Below are 26,499 nucleotides of genomic sequence, written 5' to 3'. Positions count from 1 at the left end.
GTGTGGGGGCGGCGGAGGAAGACGAACCAGGTCACCGCGATGCACACGAGGTAGAAGATCGCGAAGACCCAGAAGGCCATCGTGGCGGACTGCGCCTCGCCGCCGTAGGAGGCGCGGAAGACCAGGTTGATGCCGACGCCGCCGAGTCCGCCGATGGCACCGGCGAAGCCGATGAGGGCACCGGACATGCTGCGCGACCAGGCGGCCTTCTCGTCGCGATCGAGTTCGTCGAGATCCTGCGCACGGGCCTCGAAGATGGACGGGATCATCTTGTAGACCGAGCCGTTGCCGAGCCCCGAGAGCAGGAACAGGGCGATGAAGCCGAGCACCATGGCGGTCAGCACACCGCCGGTCGCGGCGCCGGTGGTGCGGTCGTCGAGGGTGCCGGCGACGATGAGCACCGCGGCGGCCAGGGCCATCGCGACGAAGGTGTAGAGGGTGATCTTCCCGCCGCCTATGCGGTCGGCTAGCTTTCCGCCGAGCGGGCGCGAGATCGATCCGAGGAGCGGGCCGATGAAGGCGATCTGCGCGGCGTGCAGTGCGGCCTGGGCGGGGGTGTCGCCGCCGGCGAGGAAGTTGATCTGCAGGACCTGACCGAAGGCGAAGCTGAAGCCAATGAACGAACCGAAGGTGCCGATGTAGAGGAAGGAGATGATCCACGAGTCGCGGAACTTCAGTGCGGCGCCCATGGCCCGCAGATCGGCCTTCTGGTCACGGAGGTTGTCCATGAACAGGGCGGCGCCGAGCGCGGCGACGGCGCACAGGACCAGGTAGACCGCGCACACGATCCAGGGCTCGGTGTTGCCGACGGTCGCGATGACGAGCAGGCCGATCAGCTGGACGGCCGGGACACCGATGTTCCCGCCGCCGGCGTTGAGTCCGAGGGCCCAGCCCTTCAGTCGCTGCGGGTAGAAGGCGTTGATGTTGGTCATCGACGACGCGAAGTTGCCGCCGCCGACACCGGCGAGTGCCGCGACCAGCATGAACGTGGTGTAGGAGTGGCCCGGGTTCAGCATCAGGTACAGCGCCCCGATGGTGGGGATCAGCAGTACGAGGGCACTGAAGATGGTCCAGTTGCGGCCACCGAAGCGGGCGGTGGCGACGGTGTAGGGGATGCGGAGGATCGCGCCGACGAGTGTGGGGACCGCGACCAGGAAGAACTTGCCGGCGGCGTCGATGCCGTACACCTCGGTGGGCATGAACAGCACCATGACCGACCAGATCGACCAGACGGAGAAGCCGACGTGTTCGGCGATCACCGACCAGATCAGGTTGCGCTTGGCGACCTGCTTGCCGCCGGCCTCCCACGCCTCCACATCCTCGGCGTCCCACCGATCGATGTTGTGGTTGCGTGCGAATTTGTCTCTGAGACTTTCATTTTCGATGAAGGTCGTCATCGCCGTTCCTCCTCGGGTCCGTGTTGATCCCAAAGGTAGGAAACGGGTGTTGCTACGGTGCTGCCCGCGGTGACCGTCGCGTCAAGAGTTGCTCACCCCGGCTCGGGCCGCCCTGTGAGGTGTTACAGGAGGAACCGCACGAGGTCGGCGGTGTGCGCCAGACCCGGGAAGGCGTCCTCGGTCGAACGCGGATGCAGCGCGTGCACGGCCAGCCGGAAGATCACCGCGCGCAGCAGCATCTGCGGCCACTCGGGAAGGTCCTCCCAACGGCCGATGAGCCCTTCGTCGGCACCGCCCCACGACAGTGCGTCGACGACGGCGACGGCGGCCGCCCACGAGGCCGGACGCCAGTAGGGGGTGATGTCGGTCAGCCCGGGTGCCGCGCGCCCGGCGAACAGGACGGTGCCGAACAGGTCGCCGTGGACGAGCTGGTCGGGCAGGTGCACGGGCTTGCGGAAGGTCGCGAGCTGGGTGATCAGGTCGAGGCTCTTACGGCCGTCGGGGGTCACCGTCTCGGGCGCACCCGCGGCGCGGGCGCTGCGCAGAGGCACGGTCTCCCAGGCCGCGCGGTCGGCGGCGACGAAGACGTCGACGTCCTCCCAGGGTGCGACGGGTGGCTGCATGAGGAAACGGGGACGTTCGAGCTGTGCGGTGGCGGTGTGCAGCCGCAGCGACAGTGAGACCACTTCGTCGTGCCGGGGCTCGGACGTGCCGACGATGTAGGTGTCGGCACGCCATCCGGAGACCACGTAGCGACCGTCGGTGGACCGCACCGGGCGGGCCAGCCGCACGCCGTCGACGGTCAGGGTCTCCCGCACTTTGGCGGACCAGGCCGCGCGGGCATGATCGGCGACTCGGGACAGCACGACGTCCCCACACCGGAAACCTCCGTCCCAGTCGGGCCCGAGCGGGACCGGTTCGACATCGCGGAGACCGAATGTGGAGCACACGTGCTGAGGCGGTTCGGGTGAGCTCACGACGCTCAACCTACCTCCGCAAACCGCCCGGATCGGGAAGGCACTCCGCTGTTTCAGGTCACAACGAGGTCACCGTCAGTAGACCGGCAACGAGGTGTCGACCTGCTGCGCCCACGCGATCACGCCGCCGTGCAGATGTGTCGCATCCGAGAATCCGGCGCGCGCAAGCACTTCGAGCGCCTCTGCCGAGCGGATACCGGTCTTGCAGTACAACACGATCGGGGTGTTCTGCGGCAGGTCGGCGAGGGCCTCACCGGAGAGGATGCGGTCCTTCGGCACGAGCCGGGCACCGTCGATACGGACGATCTCCCACTCGACCGGCTCGCGCACGTCGATCAGCGCGAGGTCGCGGCCCTCGTCGAGCATGCGGCGCAGTTCGGTGGGGGTGACGGCCGATCGCGCCGACGCGGCGGCATCGGGAACGATCCCGCAGAAGGCCTCGTAGTCGACGAGTTCGGTGACCGGCACCCGTCCCGGATCGCGGCGCAGGGTCACCGTGCGGAACGACATCGCGAGCGCGTCGTAGATCATGAGACGGCCGAGCAACGGCTCACCGATCCCCGTGATGAGCTTGATCGCCTCGGTGGCCATGACGGTGCCGATCGTGCCGGGCAGGACGCCGAGCACACCGCCCTCGGCGCACGAGGGAACCATCCCCGGCGGCGGCGCCTCGGGGTAGAGGTCGCGGTAGTTCAGGCCGCGACCGTCGGGGGCGTCCTCCCAGAACACCGACACCTGGCCCTCGAACCGGAAGATCGAGCCCCACACGTACGGCCTGCCGGCGAGGACGGCGGCGTCGTTGACGAGATAGCGGGTCGCGAAGTTGTCGGTGCCGTCGAGGATCAGGTCGTACTGCTCGAACAGCTGCACGGCGTTGCTCGACTCCAGCCGCGTCTCGTGCAGGCGCACGATGACGCCGTCGTTGATCGCCAGGATGCTGTCGCGGGCGCTCTCCCCCTTGGGTCGTCCGACGTCGGAGCGGCCGTGGATCACCTGACGCTGCAGGTTCGACGTCTCCACGTCGTCGAACTCGACGATGCCGATCGTGCCGACGCCCGCCGCCGCGAGGTACAGCAGCGCGGGCGAACCGAGTCCGCCGGCGCCGATGCACAGCACCCGCGCGTTCTTCAGCCGTCGCTGACCGGTGACCCCGACGTTGGGGATGATCAGATGACGGCTGTACCGGGCGACCTCCTCGCGACCGAGCTCCGGGCCGGGTTCCACCAGCGGCGGAAGGGATCGGCGCGTCGACGGTGTCGTTGCGGTCACGGGTTCTCCTGTCGCGATGCGTCCTGCGTCACCGTCCATGGTGCCATTGGTCGCTGCCATCCCCGCCCGGCCCGTCGACCCCGACCCGCGCTTACGCCCGCGGGTACGGCCACGGGTTGAACCGGCACCGTGCCCCGTCGGCGGGGACCGCGCCCCCCGGGTCCAGGCGCGCGATGTCGTCGTTGGCGGTGCCGAAGGTCTGCTGCATCATGATCGGCGCGAGACCGCCGTCGGTGGTGCACGCGTCGTGTTGCGCCAGGCCGATGGCGTGGCCGACCTCGTGGTTGACGACGTACTGGCGGTACGACCCGATGTCGCCCTGGAAGGCGACGGCTCCGCGCACCCACCGCGCTTCGTTGAGGAACACCCGCTCCATCGAGGGGTTGAAGCACGATCCCTCGAGCGGGATGTCGTAGCCGCATCCTTCGCGGATGGTCATCTGCGAGGTGAGAGAGATCCGGAAGTCCGGTTCGCCGGTGTCGACGCGGCGGAAGGCGACCGCCTCGTCGCCGATCCAGCTGCGCGGGTCGGCGAGGGTCCGGTCCACCATGGTCGCGAAGGCCACGTCGCCGCCGTAGCCGGTGGTGTCGATGCCCTCCTCGAGTTCCACCGTGTAGGTGAACACGCGGGTCTGTCCTGCGCCGACCTGCCCGGTGGTGCCGGGCACGACCCGCCACTGCCGCGCACCGACCTCCGTGAACGGCCCGCCGTCCGGCAGGGCGCCGGACTCGAGCAACTCGGGGAAGGTGCCCTCGGGTCGAGGGGCCTCCACGATGATCTCGGTGACCTCGCTCGCGACGACCGGATCGGCGGGCTCCTCCGTCCCTCCCCCACGCGCGGCGTCCCACAGCACGATCAGGGTCACGACGGCGAGGATCGGAACGGCGTAGGCGCGCCAGCCGTAGGTGGCGACGAATCTGCCCACGCGGGTCTGCTTGCGGACGTCGCGCTCGGGTCGCGGTCGGCGAGGTGGCCGGTCCGGCCGTCCCACCGGGTCCCACACGGCACGCAGAGGCTGGTGCGACCTGCGACCTGGTTCGGATCGTTCCGTTCCTCGCGACCGGGACGAACCGGACGACGTCGGGGAAGGATCCGTCGGCGAGGAGCCCTGCGGACCCCTGCTCTCGCGCACTCCTCCACGCTCGATCACGGATGTCAGGATGTCATATCGACACCATTTCGATATCCGAAGCGTCGAACGCGCGCCCCCATCCGTGCGCCGGGAACGGATACTGGTCGGTAGGCCGGTCCGTTCGATATGCAGGTTCACCTGTAACCTGCAAAGACGAGGAGCGCCGAGGTGGCACACGCCACTGTCGGAGTAGTGCAGATTGGGAGCAAGCATGACCGAAGTCACCGAACGAGCATCCGGCCGGGGTAGCAACGGCAAACGGGGCGCCCGGATGCCGCGTGACGAGCGTCGTGCACAGCTGCTCGAGGCTGCCAGCGAGGTCTTCGTCACACGCGGCTACCACTCGGCCGGCATGGACGAGATCGCCGAATGCGCCGGAGTGAGCAAGCCGGTGCTGTACCAGCACTTCCCCGGCAAGCTCGAGCTCTACTGCGCCGTGCTGCAGAACTACGTGGACACCCTCATCAACGGCGTCCGCCAGGCCCTGCGGTCCACGACCGACAACCGCCAGCGTGTGCGCGCCGCGGTGCAGGCCTTCTTCGATTTCGTCGACAACGACAGCCAGGGCTTCCGTCTCGTCTTCGAATCGGACCTCATGGGCGAACCGCAGGTGTCGCGGCGTGTCGAGCAGGCCACCGAGGCGTGCGTCGACGCCGTCTTCGACCTCGTGAGCCACGATTCGGGGCTCGATCCGTACCGGGCCCGCATCCTTGCGGTCGGCCTGGTGGGAACGAGCCAGTTCACGGCCCGCTACTGGCTCGACGCCGCGCGCCCCATCCCCAAGGAGGACGCCGTGGACACCACAGTCGCGCTGGCCTGGGGCGGTCTGAAGCACGTGCCGCTGCAGCCGGAACTCCGTCGTCGCTGACGACACAGGGGCACCGTCGTCGCTGACGACAGTGCAGCACCGTCGTCGCTGACGACACGCGCATATACCGAGAACGACGAACGGGCCGGGGCGACATGCCCCGGCCCGTTCTCGTCGGTCGCTCTCAGTTGGCGGCGAAGCCGACCTTGCCCAGCGTGGCAGGACCGATGTCCACGTAGCTGATCTTGGCGGCCTGCACGAGAACCTTGCGGCCCTTCTCGTCGACGAGGGCGAGCACCCCGTCGTCGGCGCCGTTCAACGCGGCCCGGACGAGCTTCTCCACCTCGTCGGGCGTCTGGTCGCTGACGACGACAACTTCGCGCGGGCTGTCCGCGACGCCGATCTTGACCTCCACGGTGGACCTCCGATTCTCATGCGTTGAAACCGAGCTGGTACTGCTGTCAGCCCCAGGCTAATGCAGTCCGAGCACCGACATCCGCTCGGCGTGCTCGACCTGCATGCGATCGAACAGCGCGGCGATGTTCGTCAGGTCGCCGGACGCGAGAATCACCAGCTCGGCGAGTTCCTCGTTCTGTGCGAGGACGTACTGCGCCTGGGTGATGGCCTCGCCGAGCAGCCGGCGTCCCCACAACATCAGGCGGTCCTTCTGCAGCGGGCTGCGCTCGACGACCTCGCGGACCTCCTGCACCACGAACTCCGAGTGGCCGGTCTCGGCGAGGACCTCCCGGACCACCGTGGACACCTCGGGAGCGAGCATGTCGGCGATCTCACAGTAGAAATCTGCGGCGATCCCGTCGCCCACGTACGCCTTCACGAGCACCTCGAGCCACGTCGAGGGAGTGGTCGAGGCGTGATAGGCGTCGAGCGCCTTGCGGTAGGGCTCCATCGCCGCGTAGACCTCGACGCCGCGATCGGTGAGCGCGGTGTGGAGCGTCTCGAAATGGCTCATCTCCGCAGCTGCCATGCTTGCGAGCGCGACCCGCCCGCGCAGGGACGGGGAGAATCGGGCGTCCTCGGCGAGGCGGTAGAACGCCGAGATCTCGCCGTACGCGAGCACTGCGAAGAGCTCTGCGACACCGGGGTGATCGGCGGGGACTGCGGGTCCGTCCGGCGTCGCGCCGGACTCGGAGGTGGACTGCGGCGTATCGGCTCCCATGACGACGAAGCGTAGTACTACCTCGTGGAATGCGCCGGAACCGGTACAATGGTTCGGGAAGCCCGCGCTTCGAGCCGCCGACCGTGGCCCGCGAGCTTCCCAGATAATGTGCGCGCACCCGAACTGCGGATCGCTGCCGCGCTTCGCCGAGCCTGGTGGAAACCGCTCGCGCTGAGGTGCAGGCCGGTCGCCTTTCCCCCTCGTGCGTGCGTGCCGAGACCAGGAAGGCCGGACCCCTGAGCAAGATCACCATCGACCACGAAGACGACGCGAGCGAAACCACCGTCTCCGCACAACTCGACTCCACCCACGTACCCCCCACCTTCGGCGAACTCGGTGTCCGCGACGAGATCGTCCGCGCCCTCGCCGAGGTCGGCATCGAACGCACCTTCGCGATCCAGGAACTCACCCTGCCGCTCGCCCTCGCCGGCGACGACCTCATCGGTCAGGCCCGTACAGGCATGGGCAAGACCTTCGGCTTCGGCGTTCCCCTCCTGCACCGCATCGCGACCGAGGGTTCCGGCACGACCACGCTCGACGGCACTCCCCGTGCCCTCGTGATCGTCCCGACCCGCGAACTGTGCATCCAGGTCACCAACGACCTCGTGAACGCATCCAAGTACCTGCCCGGCAGCCGCAAGTCGGGCCTCGAGGTCCTGTCGATCTACGGTGGCCGCCCCTACGAGCAGCAGATCGACGAACTGAAGAAGGGTGTCGACGTCGTCGTCGGTACTCCCGGTCGTCTGCTCGACCTCGCCAACCAGGGTCACCTGATCCTCGGCAAGATCGGCGTGCTCGTCATGGACGAGGCCGACGAGATGCTCGACCTCGGCTTCCTGCCCGACATCGAGCGCATCCTCACGATGGTCCCCGACCGTCGTCAGACGATGCTGTTCTCGGCCACGATGCCCGGCCCGATCATCACCCTCGCCCGCACGTTCCTGAACCGCCCGACGCACATCCGTGCCGAGGAGGCCGAATCGTCGGCCGTGCACGAGCGCACCCAGCAGTTCATCTACCGGGCGCACGCGCTCGACAAGGCCGAACTCGTCGCCCGCGTGCTGCAGGCCGAGGGCCGTGGCGCCACCATGATCTTCACCCGCACCAAGCGCACGGCGCAGAAGGTGGCCGACGACCTCGTCGAGCGCGGTTTCGCGTGCGGCGCGGTGCACGGCGACCTCGGTCAGATCGCGCGCGAGAAGGCCCTCGACAAGTTCCGCAGCGGCAAGATCGACGTCCTCGTCGCCACCGACGTCGCCGCCCGCGGCATCGACATCGACGACGTCACCCACGTCATCAACTACCAGTGCCCCGAGGACGAGAAGACCTACGTCCACCGCATCGGCCGTACCGGTCGCGCCGGACGCACCGGTATCGCGATCACCCTCGTCGACTGGGACGACGTGCCGCGCTGGCAGCTCATCGACAAGGCTCTCGATCTCGGTATCCCGGATCCGATCGAGACCTACTCGAGCTCCCCGCACCTGTTCGAGGAGCTGAACATCCCGTCCGACGCCACCGGACGCGTCCGCAAGGCCGCTCCCGCCGCCTCCGAGAGCGGTGAGAAGCGCGAGCGCGTCGAGCGCGAAGGCGGATCCCGTCCGAAGCGCAACCGGGTCCGTCGCCGCACCGTCCGCGGAAAGTCGGCCGACGGCTCCGCGACGGATGCCGCCGCAACCGGTTCGGACGACTCGGCGAAGGCCGAGAACGAGTCTGCCGCAGCGGAGACGGGTGAGGACACCGGGGCTTCCGCTCCGGCACGTCGTCGCCGTCGTCGCCGTCGCACCCGCTCCGGCGAGGGCCCGGCCGGTCGCGCAGAGCAGCAGGACACGTCGAACGTGGAAGCGGTCTCGACGTCGTCTGCCCGATAACCACGTGCTCGCGCCCGAGCGCCGCACCCGCACCGACCTTCTCGTCGCAGCCGCACTCGTCGTCACCGCTCTGGTGGCGGCGAGTGTCGTCTGGCTGAGCTCGGATGCGCGGGGCACCACGTCGACCATCTGGGACGGTCCCGTCCCCACTCCCGCTGCCGCACAGGCGCTTCCGCGCACTCTCGCCGAACTGTGGCGTGCGCCGAGTACGGCGACGACCGCGCCGGTGGTGTCCGGGGGAACGATCGCCACGGCCGACGGTGGCGCGGTGGTCGGTCGCGACCCGCAGTCGGGTGAGGAACGCTGGCGGTACGACCGCGATCGAGCGTTGTGCGCGGTCACCGAAGCCTGGGGCGACGTGGTCTCGGCCTACCGCGGCCCGCGTGGATGCGGGCAGGTCACCGCGCTCGACGCCGGTAGTGGCGCTCGCGGCGCGCAACGGTCGAGCGACGCCGACGATCCGATCCGGCTCGTCGACGCCGGTTCGCACCTGATCGCCTTCGGGGAGTCGCGTCTCGAGATGTGGCGCTCCGATCTGGTGCGCACGGTCGAGTACGGGCGCGTCGACGCACCGGTGAACCCGAACGCCCAACCCCGATCGGGTTGCGAACTGATCTCGGCGGATTCGGGCGCCGAAGTGCTGGCCGTCCTCGAACAGTGCGCGAACGAGCCGACCAATCGGCTCACCCTTCTCGATCCCACCCCCGACGACAGCACCAAGCCCGAGGAGTTCGCCTCGTCGGTACTGCCGGAAGCGGGCGGGGATTCCCGCATCGTCGCGGTGGTCGGCGACCGCACGGCGGTCTATCTGGCCCCGGACGACAACGACGGGCCGCGCATCGAGGTCTTCGACAGCGAGGGCGTCCTCGTCGACACGCACGCCCTGCCGCGTCCTGCCGGCGAATCGGACGACCCCGCCCTCGAGCGCGGCGGCATGCTCGTGTGGTGGACCGGCCGCGACACCGTCGCACTGTCCACCACCGATTTCGCTCCGCAGTGGACCGTCGAGGACACCCTCGGCAGCGGCGACATCATGGCCGGTTCGCTGCTTCTTCCCGTCGAGGACGCCCTCGTGGCTGTCGACTCACGGACAGGTGAACCCGGTCCGCGCATCGACGTCGAGCGCGGAGCGGTCTCCGCGGTGAACGTCGCCGTCGCCGGGGACGTCGTGGTCGAGCAGCGCGGCGACGAACTCGTGGCGTTGCGCTGACGGCGAGCCGTCCCCGGTAGGTGCCGACCGCGGGGCCGGTTCAGTCCGCGACGGCGGTCTCGAAGATCTCGAGTTCCGCCTCCCCCGACCAGTAGCGCAGCAGGTTCTCGGAGAGCGCCCGGTAGGCCTCGGCGCCCTTGTTCTTGCGTCCCGCCAGCACCGTCGCGCCCGAGGCGGAGGCCTCCGCGAAGCGGACCGTGCGGGGTACGGGCGGGGCCAGCACCGGCAGGTCGTATCGATCGGAGACATCGGCGAGCACGTCGCGGCTGTGCGTGGTCCGCGAGTCGTACAGGGTCGGCAGCGCGCCGAGCAGCTCGAGATCCGGGTTGGTGATCTGTCTGACCTCGTCGACGGTGCGCAGCAACTGCCCCACTCCGCGGTGGGCGAGCGTCTCGCACTGCAGCGGAACGAGCACGGACCGCGCCGCGGTGAGGCCGTTGAGCGTGAGGACCCCGAGGGAGGGCGGGCAGTCGATCACGACGACGTCGTAGTCGTCCTCGACCGACGCCAGGGCTCGCTTGAGGGTGTATTCGCGTCCCGGCTTCATGAGCAGCATCGCTTCCGCACCCGCGAGGTCGATGGTCGCCGGCAGCAACGACATCCCCTCCGCGGTGTCGAGCAGGACGTCCTTCGTCTCGACGCCGCCCACGAGCACGTCGTGCACGGACTGTTCGAGCTTGTCGGGGTTGTGCCCGAGGGAGAAGGTCAGGCACCCCTGGGGGTCAAGATCGACGACGAGCACCCGCCGGCCCAGCGCCGACAATGCGGCCCCCAACGACGCGACGGTGGTCGTCTTGGCGACGCCACCCTTCTGATTTGCCACTGCAAGTACCGTTGCCACGACCCGATCCTCGCGCACTCGGCGGCGCAGCGCGAGGTGAATCCGCCCACGAGACCGCAGGAGGCAGCCCGTCGTGATCCGCAGAGCCACACCCGAGGACGTCCCCGCGATCACCGGGCTGATCTACGACCTCGCCGAATACGAGAAGGCCCGGCACGAGTGCACCGTGGTGCCCGAGCAGATCCACGAGGCCCTGTTCGGGCCGCAACCCTCGGTGTACGCGCACGTCGCCGAGGAATCCGGTGAGGACGGCACCGAAGGGCAGGTCGTCGGGGTGGCGCTGTGGTTTCGGAACTTCTCCACCTGGGACGGCGTGCACGGCATCTACCTCGAAGACCTGTTCGTCCGTCCCGAACACCGCGGCAGGGGACACGGACGCGCTCTGCTCGCGGCGCTCGCCCACGAGTGCGTGGAGCGCGGTTACACCCGCCTGAGTTGGTCGGTGCTGGACTGGAACGAGCCGTCCATCGGTTTCTACCGCTCGCTCGGTGCCGTCGCTCAGGACGAGTGGACGACCTTCAGGCTCAGCGGCGCCGCACTGCAGGCACTCGGCAGCTGAGCCGGATCACTCGTCGACGTCGGGCGCGTACTCGTGCGCGAGCCACCGCGTCGTGGGCGGGCTGAACAGCAGCACGAGCGTCGGGACCACGACGAGCGCCAGCACGGTGCCGATGATCGGCTGGTGCGAGTCGGTCAACAGCGACCACACCACCGGCAGCAACAGCAACTGCGCGAGTACCGCCACGGCACGTCCCCAGCGCACACCGCGCACGAGCGCGATCCCGCCGGCCAGGACCCCGCCGAACAGGACGAACAGCCACAGCGCGAAGCCGTAACCGTTGGTGACCGACTGATCGTGTTCGCCCGAGGCGGCGCGGATGATCGAGTACACCGCGAACCCCATCGCGACGACGCCCTCGAGGACGACGAGCCATCCGGCGGCACGCACGGTCGACGGAACGCTGCTGCGAGGTGTTTCGAGAGGCACCCGTCCAGCGTAGTGGACCCGCCGGGCACCACTTAGGCTGATGTTCCGTGCGCGCCCTGCTGATCGTGAACCCGAATGCGACGACGACCACCCCGGCCGGTCGCGACCGCCTCGCTCACGCCCTGAGGGGCCGGCTCGCACTGACCGTCGCGCACACCACCCACCGCGGTCACGCCGCCGAACTGGCGCGCTCGGCGCACGCCGACGGGATGGACGTCGTCGTCGCCCACGGGGGCGACGGCACCGTCAACGAGATCGTCAACGGTCTGCTCGGCCCCTCCCCCGATCGGAGCGCCGATCCGAGCCTCCCGCGACTCGCGGTGGTGCCCGGCGGCTCGGCGAACGTGTTCGCGCGGTCCCTGGGGTTGTCCGCCGATCCGCTCGAGGCCACCGAGCAGGTGCTCGAGTCGTTGCAGGAGAGCAGGACCAGCCGGATCGGCCTCGGCCACTGCGACGGCCGGTGGTTCACCTTCAACGCGGGCCTCGGTCTCGACGCCCAGGTGTGCGAGGCCATCGATCTGAGCCGCGCCGAGGGCAAGAAGGTCACGACGGCGCGCTACGTGCGGCATGCCGTAGCCCGATTCTTCGCGTCGAAGCGGGACGAGCCGGCACTCACGCTCGAGATGCCCGGATCCGAACCCGTACCGGGGGTGCACTACGCGTTCGTGTCGAACTCGAGTCCCTGGACCTATCTCGAGTCCCGGCCCGTGCACACGAATCCCGGCACGTCGTTCGACACCGGATTGGGTGTGTTTGCCATGACGACGACCCGGGTATTTCCGAGCCTGCGGGTGGTGAGGCAGCTCCTGGCCGCCCGTGGCGAGCCGGCGTCACCGCATCTGGTGCGTGCGGACGATGTCGAGCGCGTGCGCGCCCGGGCCTCGCGCCCGATCGGACTTCAGGTCGACGGCGACTATCTCGGACTCCGCACCGAGGTCGAGTTCGTGGCCGTGCCGTCGATCCTCGATGTCGTCGCGCCCCGCTGACCCTCCCCTCTAGCGGGACAGCGACAGAAAGAGAAGCACGAATTCTGTGATTACCACTACCTTCTCGGCTCGAGTGGAGTAGAAATAGGGATTGGCGAACTCGTAGCTCACAACAGCGTGAGCTTCCCCACGATCGTGGCCGATTCTATTGACTCCACGCTCGTTCGTGAAAGCATTCACAAGTAACCGCGCGGAAACACTCCGTGCCACAGGCGTGAACACGCATTGACCGATCAGCCGGTGCACACGCACCATCGAAGGAGAGTAGAAGCATGGACTGGCGCCACAAGGCCATCTGCCGCGACGAGGATCCGGAACTGTTCTTCCCCGTGGGAAACAGCGGCCCGGCTCTCGCGCAGATCGCGGATGCCAAGCTCGTGTGCAACCGTTGCCCCGTCACCGCCGAATGCCTCTCCTGGGCGCTCGAGTCCGGCCAGGATGCCGGCGTCTGGGGCGGTATGAGCGAGGACGAGCGCCGCGCTCTCAAGCGTCGCAACGCCCGCACCCGCGCTCGCACGGCGGTCTGAGCAGCTCCGACAGACGTTCGAAGGCCCGGTCCCCTCACGGAGACCGGGCCTTCTTACGTGCCCGGACGGAAACGATCAGGCGACCGGCACCTTGCCCAGCGGTAACTGCAGGCGCGCGTCGGTCCCGCCGGCCTCGTTGGACGTCAGCTCCAGCGATCCGCCGAGTTCGGCGGCCACGAGGGTACGGACGATCTGCAGACCGAGCCGGTTCGACGCCTCGAGGCTGAATCCGTCGGGAAGACCTTTCCCCTCGTCGCGGACGACGACGTCGAGCATGCGGGCCGAACGCTGGGCATTGACGGTGACCGTGCCGTTGACGCCCGGATCGAAGGCGTGCTCGACGGCGTTCTGGACGAGTTCGGTCAGCACCATGACCAGGGGCGTCGCGCGATCGGCGGGGAACACACCGAGATTCCCCTCCCGCAGCACGCGGATCTGACTACCGACCGTCGACACGTCGACGACGATGGGGATCAACTGGTCGAACACACCATCGAGATCGACCTCCTCGTCCACGGACATCGACAGCGCCTCGTGCACCAGGGCGATGGACGTCACCCGGCGGACCGCCTCGCCGAGGGCCTGCTGAGCCTCGGCGTTGCCGGTCCGGCGCGCCTGCAGGCGCAGCAGTGCGGCGACCGTCTGCAGATTGTTCTTGACGCGATGGTGGATCTCGCGGATGGTCGCGTCCTTGCTCAGCAGTGCGCGGTCGCGTCGTTTGACCTCGGTGACGTCGCGGACGATGACCGCGGCGCCCCGGATCCTGCCTCCCGGATTCAGGACCAACGCACGGATCAGAACCGTGGCACCGCGTGCCTCGATCTCCATGCGCTGCCCCAGACGGCCCTCCACGGCCCCGCGGAGGTAGTCGGTGACGTCGCGGCTCTCGAAGGGATCGGTGACCAGTGCGCGGGTCGTCTCGACGAGGTCCTGACCGATCAGGTCGGAGTTCAGACCCATCCGGTGGTAGGCCGACAGCGCGTTGGGGCTGGCGTAGACGACCTTGCCCTCCCGGTCGAGCCGGATGAATCCGTCGCCCGCACGCGGACTCGACTTGGTGTCCGAGCGCGCCTCGGGGGTGGGAAAGGTGCCCTCGCTGATCATCCGGTAGAGGTCGTCGGCGCATTCGAGATAGGCCGTCTCGAGTGCGCTGGCCGACCGCCGCGACACGCGAGCGGCGTCGCGGCTGAGCACCGCGACGACCCGCCCGTCCCAGCGCACCGGCACGGCCTGACGGATGTTGATCCCGGCGCCCGGGGACGACTTGACGTCGACGATCTCTCCGGTTTCGAAAGCCTCACGGACGTAAGGATGTTCGTTGTCGGAGACGAGCGTGCCGACGGCGTCCTCGGGGATGACGGTCGAGGCGGTGGTGGGCCGGCACTGTGCGACGCACACGATTCCGGACGGCGCCGCATCGACCCACAGGAGGACATCGGCGAACGACAGGTCGGCGAGCAACTGCCACTCGCCCACGACACGTTGGAGGTGATCGACGGCCGCACCCGGAAGATCCGTGTACCTCGCGAGCAACGAACTGAGTGTGGACACGGGAACCGCTTTCGTACTCAGGAGATATCCGCCGTCAGGAGATCACGGCGATGAGATCGCCCTGCTGGATGACATCCCCGACCGAGACACCGACGGAGGTCACGGTGCCCGCCGACTCGGCGAGCACGGGGATCTCCATCTTCATCGACTCGAGGATCACCAGTGTGTCGCCTTCGGCCACCACGTCACCCTCTCGCACGACGACCTCGAACACGGTCGATACCATCTCCGCGCGTACGTCTTCCGCCATCGAACACCTCGTTTCACGCTCCGGCGGCGGACCTGCCGACAGGACCACTCGACCGCACGTGAAACACTGTAATGAACGAGAAAGGAGATCCCACCATGGGTAAGCGAGGTCGCAAGAAGCGCAGCCGCAAGGGTAACGCCGCCAACCACGGCAAGCGTCCCAACGCTTGAGACGCGGACAGGGGCCGGAAAGCAGCAGCTTTCCGGCCCCTGTCACGTTCGGGAGTCTCGCCCAGCACTCGGTGCGAGTCGAACTCGTCTACGACTCGGTGCGAGTCGAACTCGCCTACGACTCGGTGCGAGTCGAACTCGCCTACGACTCGGTGCTGTCCGTCTCGGTGATCACGACGGTGCGGCGGATCTGCAGCATGAGGCGCTCCCGCAGGCCCTCGGGTGCGTGTTCCCCGCCGCACTTGCGGCTGAGCAGCGATTTGATCTTCTCCTCGATCCCGTAGGCCTCGAGGCAGGTGCCGCACTCGTCGAGGTGCCGCTGCAGCTTCTCGCGGGAACCGGCGTCGCACTCGGAGTCGAGAAGCAGGTAGACGTCCGCGATGACCGCCGAGCAGTCGAGTCGATCGAAGTCGGGTTCGCTCACTGCGGTGCTCCCTTTCCGCTCTCGGTCTGATCCGAAGTTCCGGTTGCCGCGTCCACGGCCTTCTCCCGCATGAAACCGCGATCGCGCGCCACATCGGCCAACAGGCCCCGCAGCTGCTTGCGACCCCGGTGCAGTCTCGACATCACGGTGCCGATCGGCGTCCCCATGATCTCGGCGATCTCCTTGTAGGGGAACCCTTCGACGTCGGCGTAGTAGACGGCCATGCGGAACTCCTCGGGAAGCTCCTGCAACGCCGCCTTGATGTCGTCGTCGGGAAGCGCGTCGAGCGCCTCGACCTCCGCGGACCGCAGACCGGTCGACGAATGCTCGGCCGTGGCGGCGAGCTGCCAGTCGGTGATCTCGTCGGTCGGGTACTGCGCGGGCTGCCGCTGACGCTTCCGGTACGAGTTGATGTAGGTGTTGGTGAGGATCCGGTACAGCCAGGCCTTGAGGTTGGTGCCCTCGCGGAACGACCGGAAGGCGGAGAACGCCTTGATGTAGGTCTCCTGCACGAGGTCCTCGGCGTCGGAGGGATTGCGGGTCATCCGCAGCGCAGCGCCGTAGAGCTGATCGAGCAGGGGAAGTGCATCCCGCTCGAACCGCTCGGTCAGTTCTTCCACAGACTCCTCGATCACACCGATCCCTTCATCGACGCCTGTCGAGAAGGCTACCGGTCCGACGGCGTCCGGATCGGCGGGACGTCCGGCGGCGTCCGGTCGAGGCGGGCACAGCACTGCCACGAATTCTCCGATCGTCGGGTGTCGGGTGGCCGGTGGATCCACCCGTCGGTGTGCAACGCCGTACCCACCGCACTTGTTCCCCACCTCCGGTTTCCTAGAGTGATCGGATGGCCTCGACATCCACTCCCGCGACGGTGTTGCTGAAGCGCGAGAAGGTCGCGCACCGGGTCCACGAGTACGCACACGACCCGAGATCGTCGTCCTTCGGCGCCGAAGCCGTCGAGGAACTCGGCGCACGCCTGCGGGTCTCCCCCGAACAGATCTTCAAGACGCTGGTGGTGTCTCTGTCGGACGGCAAGCTCGCCGTCGCGGTGATCCCGGTCCCGGCCACGCTCTCGCTCAAGGCCGCAGCAGGGGCGCTGGGTGGCGGCAAGGCCGTGATGGCCGACCACACCGCCGCCGAACGCGCGACCGGATACGTCGTCGGCGGCATCTCCCCGCTCGGCCAGCGCAAGCGTCTGCGCACCGTGATCGACGCCTCCGCCGAGCAGTGGGACCGGATGCTGTGCAGCGCGGGTCGGCGCGGGCTCGAGATCGAACTGGATCCGCGCGATCTGATCCGGCTGACCGGCGCGGTCGTGGCACCGATCACGGCCGGTCCCTGAGGCCCGTCCGCTCTGCGGCGTCTACAACAGCACCATCTGATCGCCGGCACCGTCGTCGGGTTGCAGCAGTTCGGGGCCGTTGTTGCGGATGCTGTTGACCTTCGCGGACACGCGGCGGATCTCGATCGCCGAGATCGCCTCGACGCTCGGCACGATCAGATCCGGATGGCCGAGACTGTCGGGGTCGAGCCACGCATCCCACCGCTCCGGCGGGAGGATCAGCGGCATCCGCTCGTGCACGTTGCCGAGTTGCTCGACCGACTGGGCGGTGAGGATCGCCGTGCTCGACAGCGGCGGCGCCTTCGGGTTCCGCGGGTCGCGCCACTCCGCCCACACCCCGGCCATGCAGATCCGCGGTCCGTCGGCCGGCGCCATGAAGTACGGCACCTTGCGGGGTCTGCCGTCCGGCGCGGGTTCGACCTGCCATTCGTACCAGCCGTCCATCGGGACGAGGCACCGCTTGTGGCGCAGCGACCGCGCGAAGCTCGGCTTGGTGGCGACCGACTCGGATCGTGCGTTGATCAGCGGTGCGCTTCCGCCGACCTCCTCGGCGAACGGCGGCACGAGTCCCCAGCGCATGCGGCGGATACGGCGGCGGACGGGACCGTCGGGATCCTCCCCGTCGTGCCGGGCGACGACGGTGAGCACCTCGGTCGTCGGCGCGACGTTGTAGTCGGGCCCGCGCTCGTCCCGGCCGCCGTCGCCGGTCTCGTCGAGTGCGTCGAGTTCGACGGCGAGCGTCGCCGGGTCGGCCGTGGAGACATACCTTCCGCACATGCCGTCGAGTGTGGCATCGCCGGGTGACGGAACCGTCAGTGGTGCGCACCGGGTGGGCGAGGGTGCCCGCACCGGTGCGGATGGGCGAAGATGGTCGGGTGAGTCTGTGGAGAGCACCCCGCGCCGTGTCCCCGGTTCGAGCGTCGGTGACGCTGCCGGGATCGAAGTCGATCACCAACCGTGCCCTGATCCTGGCCGCACTCGCCGACGGGCCGTCCACCCTGACCGGCGCGCTGCGCAGCCGCGACACCGACCTGATGATCGGGGCCCTGCGCGCTCTCGGCGCGACCGTCACCGAACGCGACGGCGGCACCACCCTCGACGTGACCCCCGGACCCCTGCGCGGAGGCGACGTCGCCTGCGGGCTGGCCGGCACCGTCATGCGGTTCGTACCGCCGCTGGCAGCACTGGCCGACGGCGACGTGCGCTTCGACGGCGACGAACAGGCCCGGGTCCGCCCGATGAGCACCGTGCTCGACGCCCTGCGCGCCCTCGGCGCCGACATCGACGGCGACCGGCTGCCCTTCACCGTGCACGGCCGGGGCTCGGTGCGCGGCGGTTCCGTCACCATCGACGCGTCCGCGTCCTCGCAGTTCGTCTCGGGTCTACTGCTGTCCGGTGCCGCCTTCGACGAGGGTGTGGTGGTCCACCACGCCGGCGAACCGGTGCCGTCGATACCGCACATCGAGATGACGGTCGAGATGCTCCGCACGGCCGGAGTCCCCGTCGACACCTCCGAGGCCGACACCTGGCGGGTGCCCCCGACGACGATCAAGGCCGTCGACGTCACGGTCGAGCCCGACCTGTCGAACGCGACTCCCTTCCTCGCGGCGGCGGCGGTCACCGGTGGTGTCGTTTCGGTGCCCCTGTGGCCCGGGTCGACCACCCAGGCCGGCGACGCGATCCGCGGCATCCTCGAGCAGATGGGCGCCGAGGTGACCTGGGCCGACGGGACGCTGACCGTGCGCGGCCCGGACGAACTGCGGGGCCTCGACGTGGACCTGCACGACGTCGGTGAACTGGCGCCGACCGTCGCGGCCCTCGCCGCGGTCGCCGCCTCGCCCTCCGACCTGCGCGGCATCGCGCACCTGCGTGGTCACGAGACCGACCGGCTCGCGGCACTCGCCACCGAGATCGGCCGTCTCGGCGGTTCGATCACCGAGACCGAGGACGGACTGCACATCGAGCCGGCGCCGCTGCACGCCGGCATCTGGCACTCCTACGCCGACCACCGGATGGCCACGGCGGGGGCGATCCTCGGGCTCGTCGTCGACGGGATCGAGGTCGAGGACATCGGCACCACCGCCAAGACCCTCCCCGACTTCGAGGGTCTGTGGGAGTCGCTGCTGACGGGGAGCGACTCCTGAGGCGGCGGGAGTACGACGAGTCCGACGTCCGGGTCCGTCCCGGGCGCGGCTCGCGGCCGCGCACGAAGGACCGCCCGGCCCACCGCAATGCCGAGGAGGGCATGGTCGTCTCCGTCGACCGGGGGCGATGGGGTGTCGCGCTCGGCGGTGATCCCGATCGGATCGTGACGACGATGCGGGCACGTGAGCTCGGCCGGACCCCGATCGTGGTGGGCGATCGGGTGGGTGTCGTCGGCGATCTCTCCGGTCGCCCCGACACGCTCGCGCGCATCGTGCGGGTCGAGGACCGCAGCACCGTCCTGCGGCGCACGGCCGACGACACCGATCCGTTCGAGCGCATCGTCGTCGCCAATGCCGAACAGTTGCTGATCGTGGTCGCGCTCGCCGATCCCCCACCGCGGACCGGACTCGTCGAACGTGCGCTCGTCGCTGCCTATGCCGGCGGTCTCGCTCCCCTGCTGGGACTGACCAAGAGCGACCTCGCCGATCCCGACGAGTTCGCCGCGCACTTCGCGGATCTCGACATCCCGGTGCTGCTCGTCGGTCAGGACGACGATCTCACCGCCCTGCACGAGCGGATCGACGGTCGTGTGACCGCCCTGATCGGGCACTCGGGGGTCGGAAAGTCGACACTGGTGAACAGGCTCGTTCCCGACGCCGACCGCGCCACCGGTGAGGTCTCCGGGGTGGGCAAGGGTCGGCACACCTCCACCCAGTCGGTGGCCCTGCACCTACCCGAGAGCGGGTGGGTCGTCGACACCCCGGGCATCCGATCGTTCGGGCTCGCGCACATCGGGCCCGACGACGTCGTCGCGGCGTTCGGGGATCTGGCCGAAGCGGTCGAGGACTGCCCGCGCGGATGCACGCATCTCGGCCCGCCCGCCGATCCCGAATGCGCCTTCGACTCGTTGGAGGGCAAGTCGCACAACCGGGCGATGGCCGTGCGCGAGTTGCTCACGGCGCTCGCGTCCAACGACCCCTGGTGAACCGCCGAACCCCGGCCGAACGCACCGAACCCCGGCACCGTGTGGTGCCGGGGTTCGTGCTCGTTCTCGTGACCGTCAGCGCATGCCGAGCGCGCGGCGGATGAATCCACGCTTGCGGGTCTTCTCGATGGTGGTGGCCAGACCCACCCGGCGACCGGTGGCCGGATCGATCTCCGGCGCTCCGCCGAAGCCCCGCTCGGAAGCGGTCTCCGGAGCGGCGTCGCGGTCGTCCTTGAGGTACTTGTCGGGCAGCGACAGCTTGGCGATGGTGCGCCACGACTTCCAGTACTGCACCGCGAGCGGACCCGTGGTGTACGGCAGGTCGTACTTCTCGCACAGCTCGCGCACGCGCACCGCGATCTCCGCGTACCGGTTGGACGGCAGGTCGGGGTAGATGTGGTGCTCGATCTGGTAGCTCAGGTTGCCGGTCATGAAGTCCATGACCTTGCCGCCGGAGATGTTCGCGGAGCCGAGCATCTGACGCAGGTACCACTGGGCACGCGTCTCGTTCTCGATGTCCTGCTTCGTGAACTTCTCCGCACCGTCCGGGAAGTGACCGCAGAAGATCACCGCGTTTGTCCAGATGTTGCGCACGAAGTTGGCCGTCGCGTTGGCCTTCATCGTGGACTTCCACGACTTGCCGGTGAGCGCCGGGTAGATCACGTAGTCCTTGAGGTGCTGCTTGCCGAGCTTGGCAAGCACCTCCTTGCCGCGTGCCTTGGTGAGCTCGCGGTCGTCGCGTCCCTGGATGACCTTGCCGAGCTCGAGCAGCTGGATGGCGATGCCGTACTGGAACAGTGCTGCGAGGATGGCGTTGTACGCGAGGTTGCCGAGGTAGAACGGCTTCCACCGCTGGTCGCGGGTGACGCGCAGCAGGCCGTATCCCACATCGTCGTCCATGCCGAGGATGTTGGTGTACTTGTGGTGCAGGTAGTTGTGGGTGATCTTCCAGTGCGCCGACGGATCGACGTTGTCCCACTCCCAGTTGGCCGAGTGCACCTCGGGGTCGTTCATCCAGTCCCACTGCCCGTGCATTACGTTGTGCCCGAGCTCCATGTTCTCGATGATCTTCGACAGGGAGAGCATGCCCGTGCCCAGCAGCCACAGCGGACGCTTGTTCGAGCCGAGCAGCACGAGGCGCCCGCCGATCTCGAGGCCGCGCTGCAGCCGGATCGTGTTGCGGACGTATCGAGCGTCGCGCTCACCGCGGGACTCCTCGATATCGCGCCGGATGGCGTCGAGTTCGCGGCCGATGGCCTCGACGTCCGCCTCCGTCAGGTGCGCGTACTCCTTGACATCCGATATCGCCATGCGGGCTACTCTACCGTAGGTTACGGGCCCGTAGGTTAGCCGGATTCGGAGCTGTGGCGCGAATCACACAGCAGCGGAAGGCTGCCGGTGACCCGATTCACCACGGCGACGACGACGCTCTGCTACCGCGTGCTCGGCGTGCACCCGCAGCGCTGTGAGCAGACCCCGGCGCCGGCCCGTGGACGCCTCGGTGACCACCGCGGGCGCGTCCGGGCGCCACCTGTCGAACTTGCGCTCGGAGGAGGTCTCGGGGGCGTCGTCGGCCGTCGCCTTGAGGAATCGGTCGGGCAACGCGAGCTTGTGGATCGTGCGCAGCGCGAGCCAGTACTGCCGGGCGAGCGAACCGGTCGTGTACGGCAGGTCGTACTTGCCGCACAGCGCCCGCACGCGGGCGGCGATCTCCGGGTAGCGGTTGCTCGGCAGATCCGGGAACAGGTGATGCTCGATCTGGTAACTGAGATTCCCGGTGAGGAAATCCATCGCACGCCCACCGGAAATGTTTGCGCTGCCGAGCAACTGGCGCAGATACCATTCTCCGCGCGTCTCGTTCTCGTAGTGCTCGGTCGTGAACTTCTCTGCGCCGTCGGGGAAATGGCCGCAGAAGATCACGAGATACGCCCAGATGTTGCGGATGACGTTCGCGGTGAGGTTCGCCGACAACGTGCTGCGCCAGGCCGGGCCGGTGAGCGCCGGGAAGAACACCAGGTCCTTGACGACCTGCCGGCCGGCCTTCGCCGCGAACTCCTTGTTGGGCCCCGAATTCCACTGCATGGGCGGAACGCCCTCGAGTTCCTTCTTCGCCGAGAGGTCGTGCAGGGCGATCCCCCACTCGAAGGTCAGCGCGAGGACGATGTTCGCGATCGGCTGCGCGAGATTGCGCGGACGCCACTTCTCGTCGCGCGTCATCCGCAGGATGCCGAATCCCACATCCTCGTCCATGCCCACGATGTTCGTGTAGGTGTGGTGCGCGTAGTTGTGGGCGCGCTTCCAGTGCTCGGACGGGCCGGTCTGATCCCATTCCCACGAGGTCGAGTGGATCTCGGGGTCGTTCATCCAGTCCCACTGCCCGTGCATCACGTTGTGCCCGAGCTCCATGTTCTCGATGATCTTCGCGAGCGACAGCGCGGCGGTACCGACGATCCAGCGCGACCGACGACGCGAACCGAACAGCGCGCAGCGTCCGACCACCTCCAGCACACGCTGCGCACGGATGACGGAATGGATGTAGCGCGCGTCCCGCGGGCCGCGCGAATTCTCCACATCCCGTCGAATCGCGTCGAATTCGTTTGCGAGAGCAACGATATCGTCTTCGGTCAGATGAGAGAACGTGCGGATGTCGGTGATGGCCAAGCGGGATCCTTCGGAGGTTGCTGTCGGTGTCTACACGTCCAGTGTGCAGTCGCCGGCGGCGGCGGAGATGCAGGTCTGGACGCGTTCGCCCTCTGCGTGCTCCTTGCCGGATCGCAGATCGACGACGTGCCCCTTCTCGAGCGGCACAACACAAGTCTGACAGATTCCCATGCGGCAACCGAAGGGCATCAGCGCGCCGACGCTCTCACCGGCCTCGAGAATCGTCGTGGCGCCGTCCACGGTGACGGTCTTGCCGGACTTCGCGAACGTGATCGTTCCGCCCGATCCCGAGGTGTCGGCGCGGCTGACGGCGAAACGCTCGAGGTGGACCCGATCCTCGATGCCCTCGGCGGCCCAGTGCGCGGTGATGTCGTCGAGCATCTGCTGGGGACCGCACGCCCAGGTCTGGCGCTCGCGCCAGTCGGGGCACACCTCGTCGAGCTCGGAGAGCGCGAACTTGCCCTTCTCCCGGGTGTGACGCACGTGCACCCGGAAGCGATCGTGGGTGGCGTCGAAGCGCTCGAGCTCGGACCGGAACATCACGTTCTCGGCTGTCGGCGCCGAGTGGATGTGCACGACGTCGGGCAGGTCGAGTTCGCGTTCGACCGCGCGCCGGTCGAGCGTCCGCAGCATCGACATGATCGGCGTGATGCCACTGCCGGCCGTGAGGAAGAGGATCTTCGCCGGCGGCGGGTCGGGCAGGACGAAATCGCCCTTCGGAGCCGCGAGGCGCACGACGGTGCCCTCGGGGACACCACCGACGAGGTGGCTCGACAGGAAGCCCTCGGGCATCGCCTTCACGGCGATGGAGATGACCTTGTCGTCCCAGGTGGGCGAGGAGGTCAGCGAGTACGAGCGCCAGTGCCAGCGACCGTCGATGTGCAGACCGATGCCGATGTACTGGCCGGGCGCGTATCCGAAGTCGAAGCCCCAGCCCGGACGGATGACGATCGTCGCGGAATCGGGGGTCTCCTGACGCACCGAGACGATGCGACCGCGCAGTTCACGGGCGGACCACAGCGGGTTGACCAGATGCAGGTAGTCGTCGGGAAGCAGAGGGGTGGTCAGCCGGGCCACCGCGCCACGCAGGACGTTGGAGAGCGACTTCTCCCCTGGCGCGACGTGTGCCGCAGGCTTCTCGATCCATTCCTTCAGGCCCATCCGACCGTTTCTCCTCACTCCGGTTACGCCTCCGTAGGTTATCAGAGGTTACGGAAGCGTAGGTTGAGCAGGAGACGGCCGTCACACCGATGACGTGGCGATATGCGAGGTCAGAGCAGTTCGAGCAGGAAGGGCAACTCCTGCGCCGCGTACCACGCCAGTTCGTGGTCCTCCGCGTCGCCGAGGACGAACTCGGCCTCCTCGTCGCCCAGTTCGGCTGCATCGACGATCTCGCGTGCCCGCGCGACGTCGGCCTCCGCCTCCTGCAGGTCGATGTGCACCGACGCGACCGCTCGCATCGTGATCGGACCGGTGAGCTTGACGACCGCGTCGTCGAGATCCGGTCGCGGCTTCACCTCGTCGACGTCGGCAGCGATCACCACCCGACGGGACGCGAAGGACGGATGATCGTTCGGCTCCTCCGAGCCGAGCAACCGCAGCGACGCGCGTGCCGCCTCGGCCATCGCGACCTCGGCGAGTTCCTCGTCGTCGCCCGCCGTGTACGCCTCGCGCAGAGCGGGGGTCACCGCGAAGGCCGTTCGGTCCACCGCGTCGACCTCGCCGTCGGCGACGAGGCCCTGCAACATCGCGAGCGTTGCCGGTACATAGACACGCGTCACTTCTCACCTGCCGGCATCCGTCAACTCCTCGAGAGATTCCTGGATCAGCGTCGCTGCCACGTCCACATCGGGCATCGCATCACGATCCGCATTCAAACCGTAGTAGATCTTGCCGTCGTAGGACGTCAACGCGATGCTCAGGGCCTGATTCTTCAGCAACGGCGAGACCGGGAAGATCTCGAGCAACCGGGCCCCGGTGAGGTAGAGCGGGTGCTGCGGACCCGGCGCATTGGTGATCATGAGGTTGAACATCCGCTGCGAGAAACCCATCGCGACCCTCGCTCCCACCGCGTGCATCGTCGCCGGAGCGAAGCCCGACAAGCGGACCATCGTCTGCGCCGCCACGCGCCGCCGCTGCCGCGAATAGGCCTCGCCGGCGTGCGCGATGTGCGACAACCGGACCACCGCGTTCGGCTCCCCCACCGGCAGATCCAACAGGAAGGACGACACCTCACCCTGCGGGTGCACCTGGATCGTGTCGTTGTCGCCGCAGTCGTCCGGATCCTGGGTGTACACCGACATCGGGACCATCGCCCGCACCACGGTCGCCTCGGTCACCGGTTCCCCGCGGGAGAGCAGCCAGTAGCGCAGCGCCCCCGCGAGGACCGCGAGCACCACGTCGTTGATCGTGCAGCCGTAGCGCGAGTGGATCTTGCGGTAGGGCTCCAGATCGGAACGCACCACGGAGAACCGGCGGCTCCGCGAGATCTGCGTGTTCAGCGGAGTCTCGGGCGCCGATTGCGCAGCCGTGCGGGCGATCCGGCCCACCGCGTCGACGGTCTCGGCGAGCGTCGCCGTGAGATCGCCCACGGCCGACCGCACGGCGGCGATCCCCTCCCCCGGGCGCGCGACGAGTTCGGCGAGAGCTCCGACGAGCAGAGCGGACTCCGACGGTTCGCGTTCGGGCATCCACAATTCCTCGGGGACCTCACGCGGCACCGGCTCCTTGTCGAAGAGCACCTGGACGATGTCGAGGGCCTCCTCGCCGTCGACGAGCGCCGAATGCGACTTCGTGAACAACGCCACCCGATCGTTCGCGAGTCCCTCGACGAGGTACATCTCCCACAGCGGTCGCGTGCGGTCGAGCGGCCTCGAGACCAGACGCGCGACGAGGTCGTGCAGCTGTTCGTCGGAGCCCGGCTTCGGCAGCGCGGAGCGTCGCACGTGGTAGGTGATGTCGAAGTCGCGGTCGTCGACCCACACGGGTCGCGAAAGCCCGAATGCGACCTCCCGCACCTTCTTCCGGTAGCGGGGCACCTCGGGCAGTCGCTGCTCGACCAACCGGAGCACGCTCTCGTAGTCGAGACCGCCCTCGGGGGGTTCGAGGATCGCGAGCGACCCGACGTGCATCGGCGTGTTGCTCGTCTCCAGGTAGTAGTACGACGCGTCCTGCGCTGTCATCCGGCTCGTCATCGACCCCGTTCCCCCTCCTGACCCGAACCTCCCGAGCGCCGCCACCACGACCCGGCGCCCTCCGTGGCTCCGCTCCCGATCTCCTCGGGATCGAGATCGAAGAGTACGGCCAGTTCGCCCGGCGCGTCGTGTGAACCATCATGGTGTACGCCGACCATCCCCGCAGCGGCGGCGCCTCGCACGTTGCCGACCCAATCGTCGACGAAGACGCACTCGCCGGGTTCGAGGTCCAGCAGCCGGGCGACCAGCAGGTAGCTCTCGGGATCCGGTTTGGCGACACGCGCGTCCCCCGAGAGCACCACTCGATCGACGAACGGACCCTCGAGATCGCGCAGCCACTGCGCGCCGGGCCCACCGGGGTCGTTGCTCAGCAGAGCGGTCCGCACACCGCGTGCGCGCAGGACCGTCACGGCCGCGCCGAACGTGCCGGGGTCGCTTCCCGGCCCGACCAGGACGCCACCGACATCGAGTACGAGTCCTCGCATCACGACACCACCGTAGGTCCCGGACGTCCCGCTCGCGCAGCGCAACCCGTGCGCGTCGAACCGGGACCGCCTTCCGGAAATGTGGCATCATGTGCGCGGTTCGTCC

General features: G+C 68.4%; 28 protein-coding genes. 9 read left to right on the top strand and 19 right to left on the bottom strand.

Annotation, left to right across the window (positions count from 1 at the left end; all coding sequences use genetic code 11):
* The 4 genes from B9C99_RS10095 to B9C99_RS10080 form a co-directional block, all read right to left on the bottom strand.
* On the bottom strand, nt 1-1,397 hold a 1,397-nt coding region (locus B9C99_RS10095; protein WP_088897722.1), incomplete at its 3' end, for a NarK/NasA family nitrate transporter.
* A 122-nt stretch (nt 1,398-1,519) separates the two neighbouring features.
* On the bottom strand, nt 1,520-2,374 hold the full coding sequence (locus B9C99_RS10090; protein ID WP_088897721.1) for a TIGR02569 family protein: 855 nt from the start codon (nt 2,372-2,374) through the stop codon (nt 1,520-1,522).
* Nucleotides 2,375-2,449: 75 nt separating this feature from the next.
* Complete coding sequence (gene moeZ, locus B9C99_RS10085; RefSeq protein WP_301179089.1) at nt 2,450-3,682, bottom strand: adenylyltransferase/sulfurtransferase MoeZ; 1,233 nt, start codon at nt 3,680-3,682, stop codon at nt 2,450-2,452.
* A 52-nt stretch (nt 3,683-3,734) separates the two neighbouring features.
* Nucleotides 3,735-4,655, bottom strand: coding sequence for a DUF3152 domain-containing protein (locus tag B9C99_RS10080; protein ID WP_253250025.1), 921 nt, complete (start codon nt 4,653-4,655; stop codon nt 3,735-3,737).
* Nucleotides 4,656-4,986: 331 nt separating this feature from the next.
* Here B9C99_RS10080 and B9C99_RS10075 point away from each other — a divergent pair, with 331 nt between their 5' ends.
* Nucleotides 4,987-5,643 (top strand): TetR/AcrR family transcriptional regulator, encoded by a 657-nt coding sequence (locus tag B9C99_RS10075; RefSeq protein ID WP_016693372.1) that lies wholly within the window; start codon nt 4,987-4,989, stop codon nt 5,641-5,643.
* Between the two features lie 124 nt (nt 5,644-5,767).
* Here the strand turns inward: B9C99_RS10075 and B9C99_RS10070 are convergent, their stop codons facing one another.
* Nucleotides 5,768-5,998 carry a DUF3107 domain-containing protein gene (locus B9C99_RS10070; protein WP_006550244.1) on the bottom strand — a complete coding sequence of 77 codons (231 nt, stop codon included), beginning with the start codon at nt 5,996-5,998 and terminating at the stop codon, nt 5,768-5,770.
* 57 nt (nt 5,999-6,055) lie between these two features.
* Nucleotides 6,056-6,760, bottom strand: a complete 705-nt coding sequence (locus B9C99_RS10065; RefSeq protein WP_016693373.1) for a ferritin-like fold-containing protein — start codon at nt 6,758-6,760, stop codon at nt 6,056-6,058.
* A 206-nt stretch (nt 6,761-6,966) separates the two neighbouring features.
* On the opposite strand from B9C99_RS10065, the gene B9C99_RS10060 reads away from it, so the two are divergent.
* Nucleotides 6,967-8,631 (top strand): DEAD/DEAH box helicase, encoded by a 1,665-nt coding sequence (locus B9C99_RS10060; RefSeq protein ID WP_088897719.1) that lies wholly within the window; start codon nt 6,967-6,969, stop codon nt 8,629-8,631.
* 4 nt (nt 8,632-8,635) lie between these two features.
* On the top strand, nt 8,636-9,841 hold the full coding sequence (locus B9C99_RS10055; RefSeq protein ID WP_088897718.1) for a hypothetical protein: 1,206 nt from the start codon (nt 8,636-8,638) through the stop codon (nt 9,839-9,841).
* Between the two features lie 40 nt (nt 9,842-9,881).
* Here the strand turns inward: B9C99_RS10055 and B9C99_RS10050 are convergent, their stop codons facing one another.
* Entirely contained in the window at nt 9,882-10,682 is an 801-nt protein-coding gene (locus B9C99_RS10050) for a ParA family protein (protein ID WP_026061395.1), read from the bottom strand.
* A gap of 73 nt (nt 10,683-10,755) precedes the next feature.
* On the opposite strand from B9C99_RS10050, the gene B9C99_RS10045 reads away from it, so the two are divergent.
* Nucleotides 10,756-11,241: a GNAT family N-acetyltransferase gene (locus tag B9C99_RS10045; protein ID WP_016693377.1), complete on the top strand. Its 486-nt coding sequence runs from the start codon at nt 10,756-10,758 to the stop codon at nt 11,239-11,241.
* A gap of 6 nt (nt 11,242-11,247) precedes the next feature.
* On the opposite strand, the gene B9C99_RS10040 is transcribed toward B9C99_RS10045, so the two are convergent.
* Complete coding sequence (locus B9C99_RS10040) at nt 11,248-11,631, bottom strand: hypothetical protein (protein ID WP_016693378.1); 384 nt, start codon at nt 11,629-11,631, stop codon at nt 11,248-11,250.
* 86 nt (nt 11,632-11,717) lie between these two features.
* Between B9C99_RS10040 and B9C99_RS10035 the strand changes: the two genes are divergently transcribed.
* Together B9C99_RS10035 and B9C99_RS10030 are read left to right on the top strand one after the other, a co-directional pair.
* A complete protein-coding gene (locus tag B9C99_RS10035) occupies nt 11,718-12,656 on the top strand; it encodes a diacylglycerol kinase family protein (protein ID WP_088897717.1) in 939 nt (312 codons plus the stop codon).
* A gap of 272 nt (nt 12,657-12,928) precedes the next feature.
* On the top strand, nt 12,929-13,183 hold the full coding sequence (locus tag B9C99_RS10030) for a WhiB family transcriptional regulator (protein ID WP_006550236.1): 255 nt from the start codon (nt 12,929-12,931) through the stop codon (nt 13,181-13,183).
* A gap of 75 nt (nt 13,184-13,258) precedes the next feature.
* Here the strand turns inward: B9C99_RS10030 and B9C99_RS10025 are convergent, their stop codons facing one another.
* From B9C99_RS10025 to B9C99_RS10010, 4 genes are all read right to left on the bottom strand, one after another.
* The gene (locus B9C99_RS10025; RefSeq protein WP_088897716.1) at nt 13,259-14,734 is read right to left on the bottom strand and encodes a sensor histidine kinase; all 1,476 of its coding nucleotides are present in this window, start codon (nt 14,732-14,734) and stop codon (nt 13,259-13,261) included.
* Between the two features lie 34 nt (nt 14,735-14,768).
* A complete protein-coding gene (locus B9C99_RS10020) occupies nt 14,769-14,984 on the bottom strand; it encodes a biotin/lipoyl-binding carrier protein (protein ID WP_006550234.1) in 216 nt (71 codons plus the stop codon).
* A gap of 312 nt (nt 14,985-15,296) precedes the next feature.
* A complete protein-coding gene (gene rsrA / locus B9C99_RS10015; RefSeq protein ID WP_088897715.1) occupies nt 15,297-15,578 on the bottom strand; it encodes a mycothiol system anti-sigma-R factor in 282 nt (93 codons plus the stop codon).
* On the bottom strand, nt 15,575-16,213 hold the full coding sequence (locus B9C99_RS10010) for a sigma-70 family RNA polymerase sigma factor (protein ID WP_051033026.1): 639 nt from the start codon (nt 16,211-16,213) through the stop codon (nt 15,575-15,577). The genes rsrA and B9C99_RS10010 overlap by 4 nt, the downstream gene beginning before the upstream one ends.
* 212 nt (nt 16,214-16,425) lie before the next feature.
* On the opposite strand from B9C99_RS10010, the gene ybaK reads away from it, so the two are divergent.
* Nucleotides 16,426-16,923: a Cys-tRNA(Pro) deacylase gene (gene ybaK, locus B9C99_RS10005; RefSeq protein WP_016693385.1), complete on the top strand. Its 498-nt coding sequence runs from the start codon at nt 16,426-16,428 to the stop codon at nt 16,921-16,923.
* 21 nt (nt 16,924-16,944) lie between these two features.
* Here ybaK and B9C99_RS10000 read toward each other — a convergent pair whose 3' ends face one another.
* Nucleotides 16,945-17,700: an SOS response-associated peptidase gene (locus tag B9C99_RS10000; RefSeq protein WP_016693386.1), complete on the bottom strand. Its 756-nt coding sequence runs from the start codon at nt 17,698-17,700 to the stop codon at nt 16,945-16,947.
* Nucleotides 17,701-17,780: 80 nt separating this feature from the next.
* Between B9C99_RS10000 and aroA the strand changes: the two genes are divergently transcribed.
* A complete protein-coding gene (gene aroA, locus B9C99_RS09995; RefSeq protein WP_172414909.1) occupies nt 17,781-19,067 on the top strand; it encodes a 3-phosphoshikimate 1-carboxyvinyltransferase in 1,287 nt (428 codons plus the stop codon).
* Nucleotides 19,034-20,053: a ribosome small subunit-dependent GTPase A gene (gene rsgA / locus B9C99_RS09990; protein ID WP_088897714.1), complete on the top strand. Its 1,020-nt coding sequence runs from the start codon at nt 19,034-19,036 to the stop codon at nt 20,051-20,053. The genes aroA and rsgA overlap by 34 nt, the downstream gene beginning before the upstream one ends.
* 75 nt (nt 20,054-20,128) lie before the next feature.
* Here rsgA and B9C99_RS09985 read toward each other — a convergent pair whose 3' ends face one another.
* The 6 genes from B9C99_RS09985 to B9C99_RS09960 all read right to left on the bottom strand — a co-directional run bounded on the left by B9C99_RS09985 (nt 20,129) and on the right by B9C99_RS09960 (nt 26,393).
* Nucleotides 20,129-21,364, bottom strand: coding sequence for a fatty acid desaturase (locus B9C99_RS09985; protein ID WP_016693389.1), 1,236 nt, complete (start codon nt 21,362-21,364; stop codon nt 20,129-20,131).
* A 63-nt stretch (nt 21,365-21,427) separates the two neighbouring features.
* Complete coding sequence (locus B9C99_RS09980) at nt 21,428-22,714, bottom strand: acyl-CoA desaturase (RefSeq protein WP_088897713.1); 1,287 nt, start codon at nt 22,712-22,714, stop codon at nt 21,428-21,430.
* 30 nt (nt 22,715-22,744) lie between these two features.
* A complete protein-coding gene (locus B9C99_RS09975; protein ID WP_016693391.1) occupies nt 22,745-23,875 on the bottom strand; it encodes a ferredoxin reductase in 1,131 nt (376 codons plus the stop codon).
* Between the two features lie 110 nt (nt 23,876-23,985).
* Nucleotides 23,986-24,462, bottom strand: coding sequence for a hypothetical protein (locus B9C99_RS09970; protein ID WP_172414908.1), 477 nt, complete (start codon nt 24,460-24,462; stop codon nt 23,986-23,988).
* A gap of 36 nt (nt 24,463-24,498) precedes the next feature.
* Nucleotides 24,499-25,908: a wax ester/triacylglycerol synthase family O-acyltransferase gene (locus B9C99_RS09965; protein ID WP_088897711.1), complete on the bottom strand. Its 1,410-nt coding sequence runs from the start codon at nt 25,906-25,908 to the stop codon at nt 24,499-24,501.
* Nucleotides 25,905-26,393, bottom strand: coding sequence for an HAD-IA family hydrolase (locus tag B9C99_RS09960; protein ID WP_088897734.1), 489 nt, complete (start codon nt 26,391-26,393; stop codon nt 25,905-25,907). Before B9C99_RS09960 ends, B9C99_RS09965 begins: the two co-directional genes overlap by 4 nt.
* Nucleotides 26,394-26,499: the final 106 nt, after the last annotated feature.

It is taken from the genome of Rhodococcus sp. BUPNP1 (genome assembly GCF_002215235.1).
In the GTDB taxonomy this organism is placed as follows: Bacteria; Actinomycetota; Actinomycetes; order Mycobacteriales; family Mycobacteriaceae; genus Rhodococcus.
This window is presented reverse-complemented; position numbering and strand designations above follow the sequence as displayed.